The sequence below is a fragment of the Escherichia sp. WS33 genome, from assembly GCF_046486385.1.
Lineage (GTDB): Bacteria > Pseudomonadota > Gammaproteobacteria > Enterobacterales > Enterobacteriaceae > ECMA0423.
On the sequence record NZ_JBJQLJ010000035.1, the window covers coordinates 23,182 to 38,088 of the forward strand.

The 14,907-nt window shown below is 49.2% G+C and carries 11 protein-coding genes and 2 pseudogenes; 10 read left to right on the top strand and 3 right to left on the bottom strand.

Annotated elements, in window-relative coordinates; all coding sequences use genetic code 11:
* Positions 1-82 precede the first annotated feature (82 nt).
* The 9 genes and pseudogenes from yddG to ACJHXA_RS21135 all read left to right on the top strand — a co-directional run bounded on the left by yddG (position 83) and on the right by ACJHXA_RS21135 (position 12,287).
* Positions 83-964 (top strand): aromatic amino acid efflux DMT transporter YddG, encoded by an 882-nt coding sequence (gene yddG / locus ACJHXA_RS21095; RefSeq protein WP_000198214.1) that lies wholly within the window; start codon positions 83-85, stop codon positions 962-964.
* Between the two features lie 258 nt (positions 965-1,222).
* Positions 1,223-1,498 (top strand): annotated as a pseudogene (locus ACJHXA_RS21100) (porin); the annotation flags it as partial.
* A 38-nt stretch (positions 1,499-1,536) separates the two neighbouring features.
* Positions 1,537-2,868, top strand: coding sequence for a leucine-rich repeat domain-containing protein (locus ACJHXA_RS21105; protein ID WP_000627106.1), 1,332 nt, complete (start codon positions 1,537-1,539; stop codon positions 2,866-2,868).
* A 323-nt stretch (positions 2,869-3,191) separates the two neighbouring features.
* Positions 3,192-4,580, top strand: a complete 1,389-nt coding sequence (gene narU / locus ACJHXA_RS21110; RefSeq protein WP_103262148.1) for a nitrate/nitrite transporter NarU — start codon at positions 3,192-3,194, stop codon at positions 4,578-4,580.
* 81 nt (positions 4,581-4,661) lie between these two features.
* The gene (gene narZ, locus ACJHXA_RS21115; RefSeq protein ID WP_283512358.1) at positions 4,662-8,402 is read left to right on the top strand and encodes a nitrate reductase Z subunit alpha; all 3,741 of its coding nucleotides are present in this window, start codon (positions 4,662-4,664) and stop codon (positions 8,400-8,402) included.
* Positions 8,399-9,943: a nitrate reductase subunit beta gene (narH, locus tag ACJHXA_RS21120; RefSeq protein ID WP_000702560.1), complete on the top strand. Its 1,545-nt coding sequence runs from the start codon at positions 8,399-8,401 to the stop codon at positions 9,941-9,943. The genes narZ and narH overlap by 4 nt, the downstream gene beginning before the upstream one ends.
* Positions 9,943-10,638: a nitrate reductase molybdenum cofactor assembly chaperone gene (gene narW / locus ACJHXA_RS21125; RefSeq protein WP_001166377.1), complete on the top strand. Its 696-nt coding sequence runs from the start codon at positions 9,943-9,945 to the stop codon at positions 10,636-10,638. The genes narH and narW overlap by 1 nt, the downstream gene beginning before the upstream one ends.
* Entirely contained in the window at positions 10,635-11,315 is a 681-nt protein-coding gene (gene narI / locus ACJHXA_RS21130) for a respiratory nitrate reductase subunit gamma (protein ID WP_000617115.1), read from the top strand. Before narW ends, narI begins: the two co-directional genes overlap by 4 nt.
* A gap of 78 nt (positions 11,316-11,393) precedes the next feature.
* A complete protein-coding gene (locus tag ACJHXA_RS21135) occupies positions 11,394-12,287 on the top strand; it encodes a PhzF family isomerase (RefSeq protein ID WP_000804388.1) in 894 nt (297 codons plus the stop codon).
* A gap of 95 nt (positions 12,288-12,382) precedes the next feature.
* Here the strand turns inward: ACJHXA_RS21135 and nhoA are convergent, their stop codons facing one another.
* On the bottom strand, positions 12,383-13,228 hold the full coding sequence (gene nhoA, locus ACJHXA_RS21140; protein ID WP_000187899.1) for an N-hydroxyarylamine O-acetyltransferase: 846 nt from the start codon (positions 13,226-13,228) through the stop codon (positions 12,383-12,385).
* Positions 13,229-13,400: 172 nt separating this feature from the next.
* On the opposite strand from nhoA, the gene ACJHXA_RS21145 reads away from it, so the two are divergent.
* A complete protein-coding gene (locus ACJHXA_RS21145) occupies positions 13,401-13,970 on the top strand; it encodes a flavin reductase family protein (protein WP_000085912.1) in 570 nt (189 codons plus the stop codon).
* A 3-nt stretch (positions 13,971-13,973) separates the two neighbouring features.
* Here ACJHXA_RS21145 and pptA read toward each other — a convergent pair whose 3' ends face one another.
* Complete coding sequence (gene pptA / locus ACJHXA_RS21150; protein ID WP_001120141.1) at positions 13,974-14,201, bottom strand: tautomerase PptA; 228 nt, start codon at positions 14,199-14,201, stop codon at positions 13,974-13,976.
* Positions 14,202-14,251: 50 nt separating this feature from the next.
* Positions 14,252-14,907, bottom strand: a pseudogene (locus tag ACJHXA_RS21155) (ISAs1 family transposase); the annotation flags it as partial.

Here is a 14,907-nt window from a genome sequence, read left to right on the forward strand (position 1 = left end):
CACCACTGCCTGACAGGCCAGTTAAAAAAATGCTATAAAATTCAGCTTAATTTTTAACGGCAAGAGAGACAAAACAGCGAGCATGACACGACAAAAAGCAACGCTCATAGGGCTAATAGCGATCGTCCTGTGGAGCACGATGGTAGGATTGATTCGCGGTGTCAGCGAGGGGCTCGGCCCGGTCGGCGGCGCAGCTGCTATCTATTCATTAAGCGGGCTGCTGTTAATCTTCACGGTTGGATTTCCGCGTATTCGGCAGATTCCGAAAGGCTATTTACTCGCCGGGAGTCTGTTATTCGTCAGCTATGAAATCTGTCTGGCGCTTTCCTTAGGGTATGCGGCGACCCGTCATCAGGCGATTGAAGTGGGTATGGTGAACTATCTATGGCCCAGCCTGACAATTCTCTTTGCCATTCTGTTTAATGGTCAGAAAACCAACTGGCTGATTGTACCAGGATTATTATTAGCCCTGGTCGGCGTCTGCTGGGTGTTAGGCGGTGATAATGGGTTACATTATGATGAAATCATCAATAATATTACCACCAGCCCATTGAGTTATTTCCTGGCGTTTATTGGTGCGTTTATCTGGGCAGCCTATTGCACAGTAACGAATAAATACGCACGCGGATTTAACGGAATTACCGTTTTTGTCCTGCTAACGGGAGCAAGTCTGTGGGTTTACTATTTTCTCACGCCACAACCAGAAATGGTATTTAGCACGCCCGTCATGATTAAACTCATCTCTGCGGCATTTACCTTAGGATTTGCTTATGCTGCATGGAATGTCGGTATATTGCATGGCAATGTCACCATAATGGCGGTAGGCTCGTATTTTACACCTGTACTTTCCTCAGCGCTTGCAGCCGTGCTGCTCAGCGCCCCACTGTCGTTCTCGTTCTGGCAAGGCGCGCTAATGGTCTGCGGCGGTTCCCTGCTCTGCTGGCTGGCGACACGTCGTGGTTAAAATAATTGCCGGGTCTACGGCCCGGCAGTTAATCAGATAAATTCCGACAATATTAAAAAATAAATTTCAAATACCAGTAATTCACCTTATATCTCATTTCGACTTCGATCACATATCGATAAATAATATTATTTCATCTATTTTTCTCATTGTTTTTAATCACCATTCTATTTTAAAAACAGTATGTCATTTATAAATGACGCCGTTTAAAATTCGTTTAGAAAATACGTTTAACGATAATTAAAAGGATTCTGTTAAATGAAATTAAAAATAGTTGCGGTGGTTGTAACTGGTTTGTTAGCTGCGAACGTAGCACACGCTGCCGAAGTCTATAACAAGGATGGTAATAAACTCGACCTTTATGGCAAGGTTACCGCTCTACGTTATTTTACTGATGATAAGCGTGACGATGGTGATAAAACTTATGCCCGTCTCGGCTTTAAAGGAGAAACGCAAATCAATGATCAAATGATTGGTTTTGGTCACTGGGAATATGATTTTAAAGGCTATAACGATGAAGCCAACGGCTCGCGCGGCAAGAATCTCTGATTGAGTTAAGTGCCCATCACAATATGATCACTGACCTTATATTACACAATCATCCCAGGATGAAAACAATCACTTTAAACGACAACCATATTGCACATTTAAACGCCAAAAACACTACAAAACTGGAATATTTAAACTTAAGCAATAACAATTTACTGCCAACCAATGACATTGATCAACTAATATCATCAAAACATCTTTGGCATGTATTAGTTAACGGCATCAACAATGATCCACTTGCACAAATGCAGTACTGGACTGCAGTAAGAAATATAATTGATGACACTAATGAAGTGACCATTGATTTATCAGGACTTAATTTAACCACTCAACCACCAGGGCTGCAAAACTTCACCTCTATCAATCTTGATAATAACCAACTCACACATTTTGATGCAACCAACTACGATAGACTCGTAAAGCTAAGTCTGAATAGTAATACTCTTGACTCAATAAATTTTCCTCAAGGCAGAAATGTAAGTATTACACATATATCTATGAATAATAATGCTCTCAGAAATATTGATATAGATAGGCTTTCATCAGTTACTTATTTTAGTGCGGCACATAATCAACTAGAGTTTGTGCAATTAGAATCTTGCGAATGGCTGCAATACCTGAATCTCAGCCATAATCAATTAACTGATATTGTTGCAGGTAATAAAAATGAACTCTTACTGCTGGATCTATCCCATAATAAACTAACAAGTTTACACAATGACTTATTTCCCAACTTGAATACGTTACTTATTAACAACAATTTGCTTTCTGAAATTAAAATATTCTATAGCAACTTCTGCAATGTTCAGACATTAAACGCTGCTAACAACCAGTTGAAATATATAAATCTTGATTTCCTGACTTATCTTCCATCTATCAAAAGTTTAAGACTGGACAATAATAAAATAACCCACATTGATACTAATAATACATCCGATATTGGAACTTTATTCCCCATAATAAAACAGAGCAAAAACTTAAATTTTTTAAATGTTTCTGGGAAGAACAATTGCCCTACTATGCAGCTCATGTTATTTAATTTGTTTTCCCCAGCACTTAAGCTTAATACTGGCCTGGCAATTCTTTCGCCTGGTGCATTTGAAGTTCACTCTGACGGAATAGATGTGGATAACGAATTGTTTCACTATCCTATTAAAAAAGCATATACCCCATATAATATACACACTTACAAGACAGAGGAAGTTGTAAACCAGAGGAATATAAAAGTTAAAAACATGACCTTAGATGAAATAAACAATACTTACTGTAATAACGATTATTACAATCAGGCAATAAGAGAGGAACCGATAGACCTTCTGGACAGATCGTTTTCCTCCAGTTCATGGCCTTTTTAGTGAATAAATCATCACTAATTCTATAAGTGTCTGGTCTTGTTGATAATATAGTTAATATGTAACCCTTTAGATTCACGATCTGAAGGGTTGAAACATGACATACGTTCAAAGATTAACCCCCGTTTGAAGGTTAGCTTGTTAGTTACATTTAGTAACACATATCTGGCTACTTAATCCCCATTCTGCCCCCGCGGTTACGCTTTCTTATCTATTCTTTCAATCAGCACTTCACCCAATTCATCCTTAATTCTAATAACTGGCTATTGCGCCTTACCTCCTGTTTTGTCTTTTTTCATTACCAATGTGTGCATGTGAGGAACAATATGGCACTGCAAAATGAGAAAAATAGTTGTTATCTTTTACGCGACTGGAAACCAGAAAATCCGGCCTTCTGGGAAAATAAAGGAAAACATATTGCTCGAAGAAACCTCTGGATATCAGTCAGTTGTCTACTTCTTGCCTTCTGTGTCTGGATGCTATTTAGCGCAGTTACCGTTAATCTCAATAAAATCGGTTTTAATTTTACTACCGATCAACTCTTTTTATTAACCGCATTACCCTCCGTTTCTGGCGCATTATTGCGTGTTCCCTACTCCTTTATGGTGCCTATATTCGGTGGACGCCGATGGACGGTTTTTAGTACTGCAATCCTGATTATTCCTTGCGTCTGGCTCGGAATTGCCGTGCAAAATCCGAATACTCCTTTTGGGATATTTATCGTTATCGCTTTGCTATGCGGTTTTGCAGGTGCAAACTTTGCTTCGAGCATGGGCAATATCAGTTTCTTCTTTCCAAAAGCCAAACAAGGGAGCGCTCTTGGGATTAATGGCGGATTAGGAAACTTAGGTGTAAGTGTAATGCAGCTGGTTGCACCGCTGGTCATTTTTGTACCTGTATTTGCCTTTCTCGGCGTCAATGGCGTACCGCAGGCCGACGGTTCGGTGATGTCGCTGGCGAATGCCGCATGGATTTGGGTACCGCTACTGGCGATTGCCACGATCGCCGCCTGGTCAGGGATGAATGATATCGCCAGTTCACGCGCCTCAATTGCCGACCAGCTCCCTGTCTTACAACGCCTGCATCTCTGGCTGCTGAGCCTGCTTTACCTTGCCACCTTCGGTTCGTTTATCGGTTTTTCTGCGGGTTTTGCCATGCTGGCAAAAACCCAGTTCCCGGATGTGAATATTCTGCGCCTGGCGTTCTTTGGCCCATTTATCGGTGCCATCGCGCGGTCGGTTGGTGGTGCTATTTCCGATAAGTTCGGCGGCGTGCGGGTGACGTTGATCAACTTTATTTTTATGGCGATTTTCAGTGCCCTGCTGTTCCTTACCTTACCGGGCACAGGCTCCGGTAATTTCATCGCCTTTTACGCCGTATTTATGGGGCTGTTTCTGACTGCGGGTCTGGGAAGTGGTTCTACTTTCCAGATGATCGCCGTCATCTTTCGCCAGATAACCATTTATCGGGTAAAGATGAAAGGCGGTAGTGATGAGCAAGCTCAGAAAGAAGCCGTCACCGAAACGGCGGCGGCTCTGGGCTTTATCTCAGCCATTGGCGCAGTGGGCGGCTTTTTTATTCCGCAGGCGTTTGGCATGTCGCTCAATATGACCGGCTCTCCGGTCGGCGCGATGAAAGTGTTTTTAATCTTCTACATCGTTTGTGTGCTGCTGACCTGGCTGGTTTATGGTCGGCGGAAGTTCAGCCAAAAATAAGAGATCGATGCCTGATGTACAACCGTGTCGCATCCGACAAGGCATCAGATCCCAATTCATTCCTGGAGCAGGAGTCATGTCATGAGTAAACTTTTGGATCGCTTTCGCTACTTCAAACAAAAGGGCGAAACCTTTGCCGATGGTCACGGACAGGTGATGCATAGCAACCGCGACTGGGAGGACAGCTATCGCCAGCGTTGGCAGTTCGACAAAATCGTGCGTTCCACCCACGGTGTTAACTGTACAGGCTCCTGTAGCTGGAAAATCTACGTTAAAAATGGTCTGGTGACCTGGGAAATCCAACAGACCGACTACCCGCGCACTCGCCCTGACCTGCCCAATCATGAACCTCGCGGCTGCCCGCGTGGCGCAAGTTACTCCTGGTATCTTTACAGCGCTAACCGCCTGAAATACCCGCTCATTCGTAAACGACTGATTGAACTGTGGCGCGAAGCCCTCAAGCAACACAGCGATCCGGTACTGGCGTGGGCATCGATTATGAACGATCCGCAAAAGTGCCTGAGCTACAAACAAGTGCGTGGGCGCGGCGGGTTTATCCGCTCCAACTGGCAGGAACTAAACCAGCTGATTGCCGCCGCTAACGTCTGGACCATCAAAACCTACGGCCCGGATCGCGTTGCCGGTTTCTCGCCGATCCCGGCGATGTCGATGGTTTCTTACGCCGCCGGAACGCGTTATCTGTCACTGCTTGGCGGCACCTGTTTAAGCTTCTACGACTGGTATTGCGACCTGCCGCCCGCCTCGCCGATGACCTGGGGCGAGCAAACCGACGTACCGGAATCTGCCGACTGGTATAACTCCAGCTACATCATCGCCTGGGGGTCTAACGTACCGCAGACACGTACGCCGGACGCCCACTTCTTTACCGAAGTACGCTACAAAGGCACTAAAACCATCGCCATTACCCCTGACTACTCTGAAGTGGCCAAATTGTGCGACCAGTGGCTGGCACCGAAACAAGGCACTGATAGCGCCCTGGCGATGGCAATGGGCCATGTGATTTTAAAAGAGTTTCATCTCGATAATCCCAGCGACTACTTTATCAACTACTGCCGCCGCTACAGCGACATGCCGATGCTGGTAATGCTGGAGCCTCGCGACGATGGTAGCTACGTTCCCGGGCGCATGATCCGCGCATCTGACCTGGTGGATGGACTGGGCGAAAGCAACAATCCGCAGTGGAAAACCGTAGCAGTTAATACCGCAGGTGAATTGGTAGTGCCGAACGGTGCGATTGGTTTCCGCTGGGGAGAAAAAGGCAAATGGAATCTGGAATCCATTGCCGCCGGTACGGAAACCGAATTGTCGTTAACCCTGCTCGGTCAACATGACGCTGTTGCAGGCGTGGCCTTCCCCTACTTTGGCGGCATTGAAAATCCGCATTTTCGCAGCGTAAAACACAATCCGGTGCTGGTGCGCCAATTGCCCGTTAAAAACCTGACGTTAGTCGATGGCAACACCTGTCCGGTGGTCAGCGTTTATGATTTGGTACTGGCGAATTACGGCCTCGATCGCGGGCTGGAAGATGAAAACAGTGCGAAAGATTACGCTGAAATCAAACCGTACACCCCAGCCTGGGGTGAGCAAATTACCGGCGTGCCGCGCCAGTATATTGAATCCATCGCTCGTGAATTTGCCGATACTGCCCATAAAACGCATGGGCGCTCAATGATTATCCTCGGCGCTGGCGTCAACCACTGGTATCACATGGATATGAACTACCGTGGGATGATCAATATGCTGATCTTCTGCGGTTGTGTCGGGCAAAGCGGTGGCGGCTGGGCACACTATGTCGGCCAGGAAAAACTGCGCCCACAAACCGGCTGGTTGCCACTGGCCTTTGCGCTCGACTGGAACCGACCACCGCGCCAAATGAACAGCACCTCGTTTTTCTACAATCATTCCAGCCAATGGCGCTATGAAAAAGTCTCTGCTCAGGAGTTACTTTCACCGCTCGCCGATGCCAGTAAGTACAGCGGTCATCTGATTGATTTCAACGTTCGCGCCGAACGTATGGGCTGGCTACCTTCTGCGCCGCAGCTGGGGCGTAACCCGCTCGGGATTAAAGCTGAAGCCGACAAGGCCGGATTATCCCCCACAGAATTTATCGCCCAGGCGCTGAAATCGGGCGATTTACGTATGGCCTGCGAACAACCAGATAGCGGCAGCAATCATCCGCGTAATTTGTTTGTCTGGCGCTCTAACCTGCTTGGCTCCTCCGGCAAAGGCCACGAGTATATGCAGAAGTATCTGCTGGGGACCGAAAGCGGGATTCAGGGCGAGGAACTCGGTGCCAGCGACGGGATCAAACCGGAAGAAGTCGAGTGGCAAACTGCGGCGATTGAAGGCAAGCTCGACCTGCTGGTGACGCTCGACTTCCGCATGTCCAGTACCTGCCTGTTCTCCGATATCGTTCTGCCCACCGCCACCTGGTACGAAAAAGACGATATGAACACCTCGGATATGCATCCGTTTATTCATCCGCTTTCTGCGGCGGTCGATCCGGCGTGGGAATCACGCAGCGACTGGGAAATCTACAAAGGTATCGCCAAAGCATTTTCGCAAGTGTGCGTGGGTCATCTTGGCAAAGAAACCGACGTGGTATTACAACCCCTACTGCATGACTCTCCGGCAGAGCTCTCACAGCCGTGTGAAGTGCTCGACTGGCGCAAAGGCGAATGCGATCTGATTCCAGGCAAAACCGCGCCGAATATTGTGGCGGTGGAGCGCGACTACCCTGCTACGTATGAACGCTTTACCTCGCTCGGGCCATTGATGGACAAACTTGGCAATGGCGGTAAAGGGATTTCGTGGAATACCCAGGATGAAATCGATTTCCTCGGCAAACTCAATTACACCAAGCGTGATGGCCCGGCACAGGGGCGTCCGCTGATTGACACCGCCATTGACGCTTCAGAAGTGATTCTGGCACTGGCACCGGAAACCAACGGTCATGTTGCAGTCAAAGCGTGGCAGGCGCTGGGCGAGATCACCGGGCGCGAACATACCCATCTGGCGCTGCACAAAGAGGACGAGAAGATTCGCTTTCGCGATATTCAGGCGCAGCCGCGTAAAATTATCTCCAGCCCCACCTGGTCCGGTCTGGAAAGCGATCACGTATCCTATAACGCGGGATACACCAACGTTCATGAGTTAATTCCGTGGCGCACGCTGTCGGGACGCCAGCAGCTCTATCAGGATCATCCGTGGATGCGTGCTTTTGGTGAAAGCCTGGTGGCTTATCGCCCGCCTATCGACACCCGTAGCGTCAGTGAGATGCGCCAGATACCGCCAAACGGCTTCCCGGAAAAAGCACTTAACTTCCTGACGCCGCACCAGAAATGGGGCATTCACTCAACCTACAGTGAAAACCTGCTAATGCTGACGCTCTCTCGCGGTGGACCGATTGTCTGGATCAGCGAAACAGATGCCCGAGAACTGACCATTGTCGATAACGACTGGGTGGAAGTATTCAACGCCAACGGCGCGCTGACTGCCCGCGCGGTGGTCAGCCAACGTGTACCGCCGGGCATGACCATGATGTATCACGCCCAGGAACGCATTATGAATATTCCTGGTTCGGAAGTAACTGGCATGCGCGGCGGCATTCATAACTCGGTCACCCGCGTTTGCCCGAAACCAACGCATATGATTGGCGGTTACGCGCAGCTGGCCTGGGGCTTTAACTACTACGGCACCGTCGGATCGAACCGCGATGAGTTCATCATGATCCGCAAGATGAAGAACGTTAACTGGCTGGATGATGAAGGTCGCGATCAGGTACAGGAGGCGAAAAAATGAAAATCCGTTCACAAGTCGGCATGGTGCTTAACCTCGACAAATGTATCGGCTGCCATACCTGTTCGGTGACCTGTAAAAACGTCTGGACCGGGCGCGAAGGCATGGAGTACGCATGGTTTAACAACGTCGAAACCAAACCGGGCATTGGTTATCCGAAAAACTGGGAAGATCAGGAAGAGTGGCAAGGCGGCTGGGTCCGCGATGTGAATGGCAAGATCCGTCCGCGTCTGGGCAGCAAGATGGGCGTAATAACCAAAATCTTCGCCAACCCGGTGGTGCCGCAGATTGATGATTACTACGAACCTTTCACCTTCGACTACGAACATTTGCATAGCGCACCGGAAGGCAAACATATCCCTACTGCTCGCCCGCGTTCACTGATTGACGGCAAACGGATGGACAAAGTGATCTGGGGCCCAAACTGGGAAGAACTGCTGGGCGGCGAGTTTGAAAAACGTGCCCGCGACCGCAACTTCGAGGCCATGCAAAAGGAGATGTACGGGCAGTTTGAAAACACCTTCATGATGTACCTGCCGCGCCTGTGCGAACACTGCCTCAATCCCAGTTGCGTGGCGACCTGCCCAAGCGGCGCTATCTACAAACGCGAAGAAGACGGCATTGTGCTGATTGATCAGGATAAATGCCGTGGCTGGCGTTTGTGCATTAGCGGTTGTCCGTACAAAAAAATCTACTTCAACTGGAAAAGCGGCAAGTCAGAAAAATGTATCTTCTGTTATCCGCGAATTGAGTCAGGCCAACCCACCGTGTGCTCAGAAACCTGCGTGGGTCGCATCCGGTATCTGGGCGTGCTGCTTTACGACGCCGACCGCATTGAGGAAGCGGCGAGCACCGAGCGCGAAGTTGACCTCTATGAACGTCAGTGCGAAGTATTCCTCGATCCACACGATCCCTCAGTGATCGAGGAAGCCCTGAAACAAGGTATTCCACAAAACGTGATTGAAGCTGCCCAGCGTTCGCCTGTCTACAAAATGGCGATGGACTGGAAACTGGCGCTACCGCTGCACCCTGAATATCGCACCCTGCCAATGGTCTGGTACGTTCCTCCGCTGTCGCCGATTCAGTCCTACGCAGATGCGGGCGGTTTGCCGAAAAGCGAAGGCGTGCTGCCCGCCATCGAAAGCCTGCGTATTCCGGTGCAATATCTCGCCAATATGTTGAGTGCCGGCGATACCGGTCCGGTACTGCGGGCGCTGAAACGGATGATGGCGATGCGCCACTATATGCGTTCACAAACCGTGGAAGGCGTTACTGATACTCGTGCCATCGACGAAGTAGGCCTGAGCGTCGCCCAGGTCGAAGAGATGTATCGTTACCTCGCCATTGCCAACTATGAAGATCGTTTTGTCATCCCGACGAGCCATCGGGAAATGGCGGGCGATGCCTTCGCAGAACGCAACGGCTGCGGTTTTACCTTTGGCGACGGTTGCCACGGTTCGGACAGTAAATTCAACCTGTTCAACAGTAGCCGTATCGATGCCATCAACATCACCGAAGTGCGCGACAAAGCGGAGGGCGAATAATGCAGATCCTCAAAGTGATCGGCCTGTTGATGGAGTATCCGGACGAGCTGTTGTGGGAATGCAAGGAGGACGCGCTGGCGTTGATCCGCAGCGACGCGCCGATGCTTACGGATTTCACCCACAACCTGCTTAACGCGCCGCTGCTGGATAAACAGGCCGAATGGTGCGAAGTGTTTGACCGTGGACGTACCACATCGCTGCTGCTGTTCGAACATGTTCATGCCGAGTCCCGCGATCGCGGCCAGGCAATGGTGGACCTGCTGGCGGAGTATGAAAAGGTCGGCCTGCAGCTGGATTGTCGGGAACTGCCCGATTATCTACCGCTGTATCTGGAGTATTTAAGCGTACTGCCTGACGATCAGGCGAAAGAAGGATTGCTCAATGTTGCGCCGATCCTCGCCCTGCTTGGCGGTCGCTTAAAACAACGCGAGGCACCGTGGTACGCGTTGTTTGATGCTCTGCTGCAACTGGCGGGAAGCTCCCTTTCAAGTGACAGTGTCACAAAACAAGTAAACAGCGAAGAGCGCGATGACACCCGCCAGGCGCTTGATGCAGTGTGGGAAGAGGAACAGGTGAAGTTTATTGAAGATAACGCCACGGCGTGTGACAGCTCGCCGCTTAATCAATATCAGCGACGCTTTAGCCAGGATGTCGCGCCGCAATATGTCGACATCAGTGCGGGAGGTGGGAAATGATTCAGTATCTGAACGTCTTTTTTTACGATATCTACCCGTACATTTGTGCGACGGTGTTTTTCCTCGGCAGCTGGCTGCGCTACGACTACGGGCAGTACACCTGGCGCGCCTCCTCAAGTCAAATGCTCGATAAACGCGGGATGGTGATATGGTCGAATCTGTTCCATATCGGCATTTTGGGGATTTTCTTCGGGCACTTGTTCGGCATGTTAACGCCGCACTGGATGTACGCGTGGTTTTTGCCAGTGGCAGCGAAACAACTAATGGCGATGGTGCTCGGCGGTATTTGCGGTGTGTTGACATTGATTGGCGGCGCAGGACTGCTGTGGCGCAGGCTGACAAATCAGCGCGTGCGTGCAACTTCCACTACGCCGGATATTATCATCATGAGCATTTTGCTGATCCAGTGTCTGCTGGGGCTAAGTACCATACCGTTTTCAGCACAGTATCCTGATGGTAGCGAAATGATGAAGCTGGTGGGTTGGGCGCAAAGCATTGTCACTTTCCGTGGTGGATCGTCAGAAATGCTTAACGGCGTAGCGTTCGTTTTCCGCCTGCATCTGGTATTGGGAATGACCATCTTCCTGCTCTTCCCGTTCACCAGATTGGTGCATGTGTGGAGCGCGCCGTTTGAGTACTTTACTCGTCGGTATCAGATTGTGCGTTCGCGGCGATAATTTCACCCTGGCCGGATAGCCCTTCGCTCTCCGGCCACTTGCAGGCTATGATAGTTCTCCAGTCACAGGAGAACGTTAATGAAACCGCAGGTGTACCACGTCGATGCTTTTACCTCTCAACCATTTCGCGGCAATTCTGCCGGTGTTGTTTTCCCCGCCGATAATCTTAGCGAAGCGCAAATGCAGCTTATCGCCCGCGAGTTAGGCCATTCGGAAACTGCTTTTCTGCTGCACAGCGACGACAGCGATGTGCGCATCCGCTACTTTACGCCAACGGTTGAAGTGCCGATTTGCGGTCACGCGACAGTAGCTGCGCACTATGTACGTGCGAAGGTGTTAGGTTTAGGAAATTGCACGATCTGGCAAACATCGCTGGCAGGAAAACATCGCGTGACTATCGAAAAGCACAACGATGATTATCGTATTTCGCTGGAACAAGGTACGCCGGGCTTTGAACCGCCGCTGGAGGGTGAAACACGTGAGGCGATTATCAACGCGCTTCATCTCACTGAGGACGATATTCTGCCAGGCTTGCCAATTCAGGTGGCAACAACAGGACACTCAAAAGTGATGATCCCGTTGAAACCAGAAGTGGATATCGACGCCCTTTCGCCTGATCTTGCTGCGCTGAGCGCTATCAGCAAACAGATTGGCTGCAATGGTTTCTTCCCGTTCCAGATCCGCCCAGGCAAAAACGAAACCGATGGTCGCATGTTCTCGCCTGCGATTGGTATTGTGGAAGATCCGGTGACTGGCAATGCCAATGGCCCGATGGGTGCATGGTTGGTACATCACAACGTATTGCCCCACGATGGCAAGGTGCTGCGTGTTAAAGGCCATCAGGGGCGCGCATTGGGGCGTGACGGCGTGATTGAAGTGACGGTGACAATTCGTGATAACCAACCGGAAAAAGTCACCATTTCAGGTACAGCGGTGATTTTGTTTCATGCCGAATGGGCAATTGAAATCTGAAATCGTTGCCTGATGCGCTTCGCCTGTCAGGTCTACAACCGGGCTAATGTATGCCGGATAAGGCGTTTACGCCGCATCCGGCAACCTGACATAAATTATTTTCCCGCCTCCGGATGCGTATCAAACGCCGCCATCACCAGCGCTAACTCATCCACAGTAAAGCCATGTTTCGCATCATCCACGCCCAGACCAAACTGTTCCTGCATCACGGCATATAACGACACCACATCCGGTAGATTTCGCTGCTCCACCGCGTGCCCATTTTCATAATGGGTAAAATGAAAATTGGTCAGCGTTAGCTTGCCACCGTCCGGCAAATGGCGGCACATCAGCAAATGATGGCGAAAATGCGACTGCGGCCAGTGCGCCGACCAGAAATTGCCCATCACATAATCGCTTTGTTGCTGCTCGCAGAGATCAAAACGGTACATCGACTGCCAATGCTGATGATGATTAAACTGCAACACCCAATCATCACCCTCCTGCAACAACCGATACTCTCCGTGTGGCGTGGTCTGCACGAGATCGGAAACTAAACGAATCGGCGCGGTTAGCGTCTGCCCACCGAAACCGACATCAGCAATCCATTTTTCCTCTTCCAGTTCCACCAACAGCAAACGATGGGTGCGCGGCGGTAATGCTGGCGGATTTGATAACACTACGCGCCCTAACAAGCTGCGAACGTTAAACTCCAGCTCGCGTAACACCCGCTCAAACACGCCATTCTGCTCAAAACAGTAACCGCCACGACGGGCTATCACCAGTTTCTCTTCCAGCGATTGATCATCAAGCTGTATTTCCCTCGGCAGCAAAACGTCGAGGTTTTCAAACGGAATAGTGCAATTGTGTTTCAGGTGCAATGCACGAAGCGTATCAATATTGACCGCAGCAGCTCCCGACCAGTTAATACGGGCAAAATAGTGATTCAGAATGGGCGTCATCAGGCGTTTCCCTTAGTGGTTTTCTCAACTTATAACCTGGAATAGACGCCGCACCGGCTATTTTGTGCGATCGCGGACATGCATCACGTTTGCAAATCGCCAATCCCGTTAATTTCGTTACTTATTGCGTTACGGACTACGCTTAAAAAAACCTTCTTCGCGAGGCGATACCATGAGCCGATTCATCCCCATAGAATTACACCATGCCAGCCGTCTGTTAAATCATGGCCCAACTGTCATGATCACCAGTTTCGATGAGCAATCCCAGCGGCGTAACATTATGGCAGCAGCCTGGTCAATGCCGGTGGAGTTTGAACCGCCACGCGTGGCGATTGTGGTAGATAAATCGACATGGACCAGGGAGTTGATTGAACGTAACGGTAAATTTGGCATCGTTATCCCGGGCGTTGCAGCAACTAACTGGACGTGGGCAGTGGGAAGCGTGTCGGGTCGTGAAGAAGATAAATTTAATTGCTATGGCATTCCGGTGGTGAAAGGTCCGGTGCTTGGTTTGCCACTTGTTGAAGAGAAATGCCTGGCGTGGATGGAGTGCCGCCTGCTACCTGCGACTTCTGCGCAACAAAAATACGACACGCTGTTTGGCGAGGTGGTATCAGCAGCGGCAGACGCACGGGTATTTGTCGAAGGCCGCTGGCAGTTTGATGATGATAAGCTCAATACGTTGCATCATTTAGGTGCTGGCACGTTTGTTACTAGCGGCAAGCGTGTTACGGCAGGTTAAGCATTACATGCTGTAACCGGGTTTCTTTATCAAAGCCTCCATTTGGGGCGCGATTTCGGCATCCCAGATAGCTTGCCAAGATTCTGGTTGAATCTGCTGTAGAGCAATGCTTATCGAACTGTCTTTACTGTTCAGATGGCGAATAATAACGTCGGTAATATCTGCAGCAAGTGCTGCTTTTTGTTGTTCGTCCAGTTCACGCGGAAAGCATTTAATGTCGATGTGCGGCATGATTGTGCTCCTTTTGAAAGATGTCAGTAAAATTAACACACATTGTGAATTTTCAGTCCTTTCCATTCAAACGTGAAATCAATAAGTTCATCAGGGACATCGCAAACAATATGAATACGGATTTCTTCTCTGCCGTGACTCTTTTCACAAATTGCGTAACTGTCATGCTCTGGATTATTTAATTCTTTCAGCGGAAATTTTTCCTCAAAGGCTTTATTTAGCCACCCCTGGTTTCCTTTCACCGCGAATAAATAATCACCTCCCTGTTTTTGTATCTTCTCTGCTATATCTTTCTGGCAACCCATCGCATCAGTTGTGATGATTTTTCCTTTAATATCCAGCATGTTAAGAAGTTCTGGGATAGCTGTAATCTCATTAGATTTATCATCCGTCTTGATCTGTCCGATGACCAGACTGTGCATTGTTGAGAACGCACTAATGACATGAATCGCTCCCCTGCGGCGACTCTTATCATAAGAATGCCGGAGCGTTTTTCCATCAATTGCAATGACGTCTTTATCATCTGAAGAATGACAATCACGCATCCAGTTAATAAAGCACTCATGAAATTTTGTAGGGCTGATACAGGATACAACTCTGGCAATAGTATCGTGAACAGGAATACCATTTTCAAAATCACCATATTGCTTCAAGAAATCGAGATGTGTTTCCCCGAAATCCTCTATATCTTCCCAACTTTCTGCAC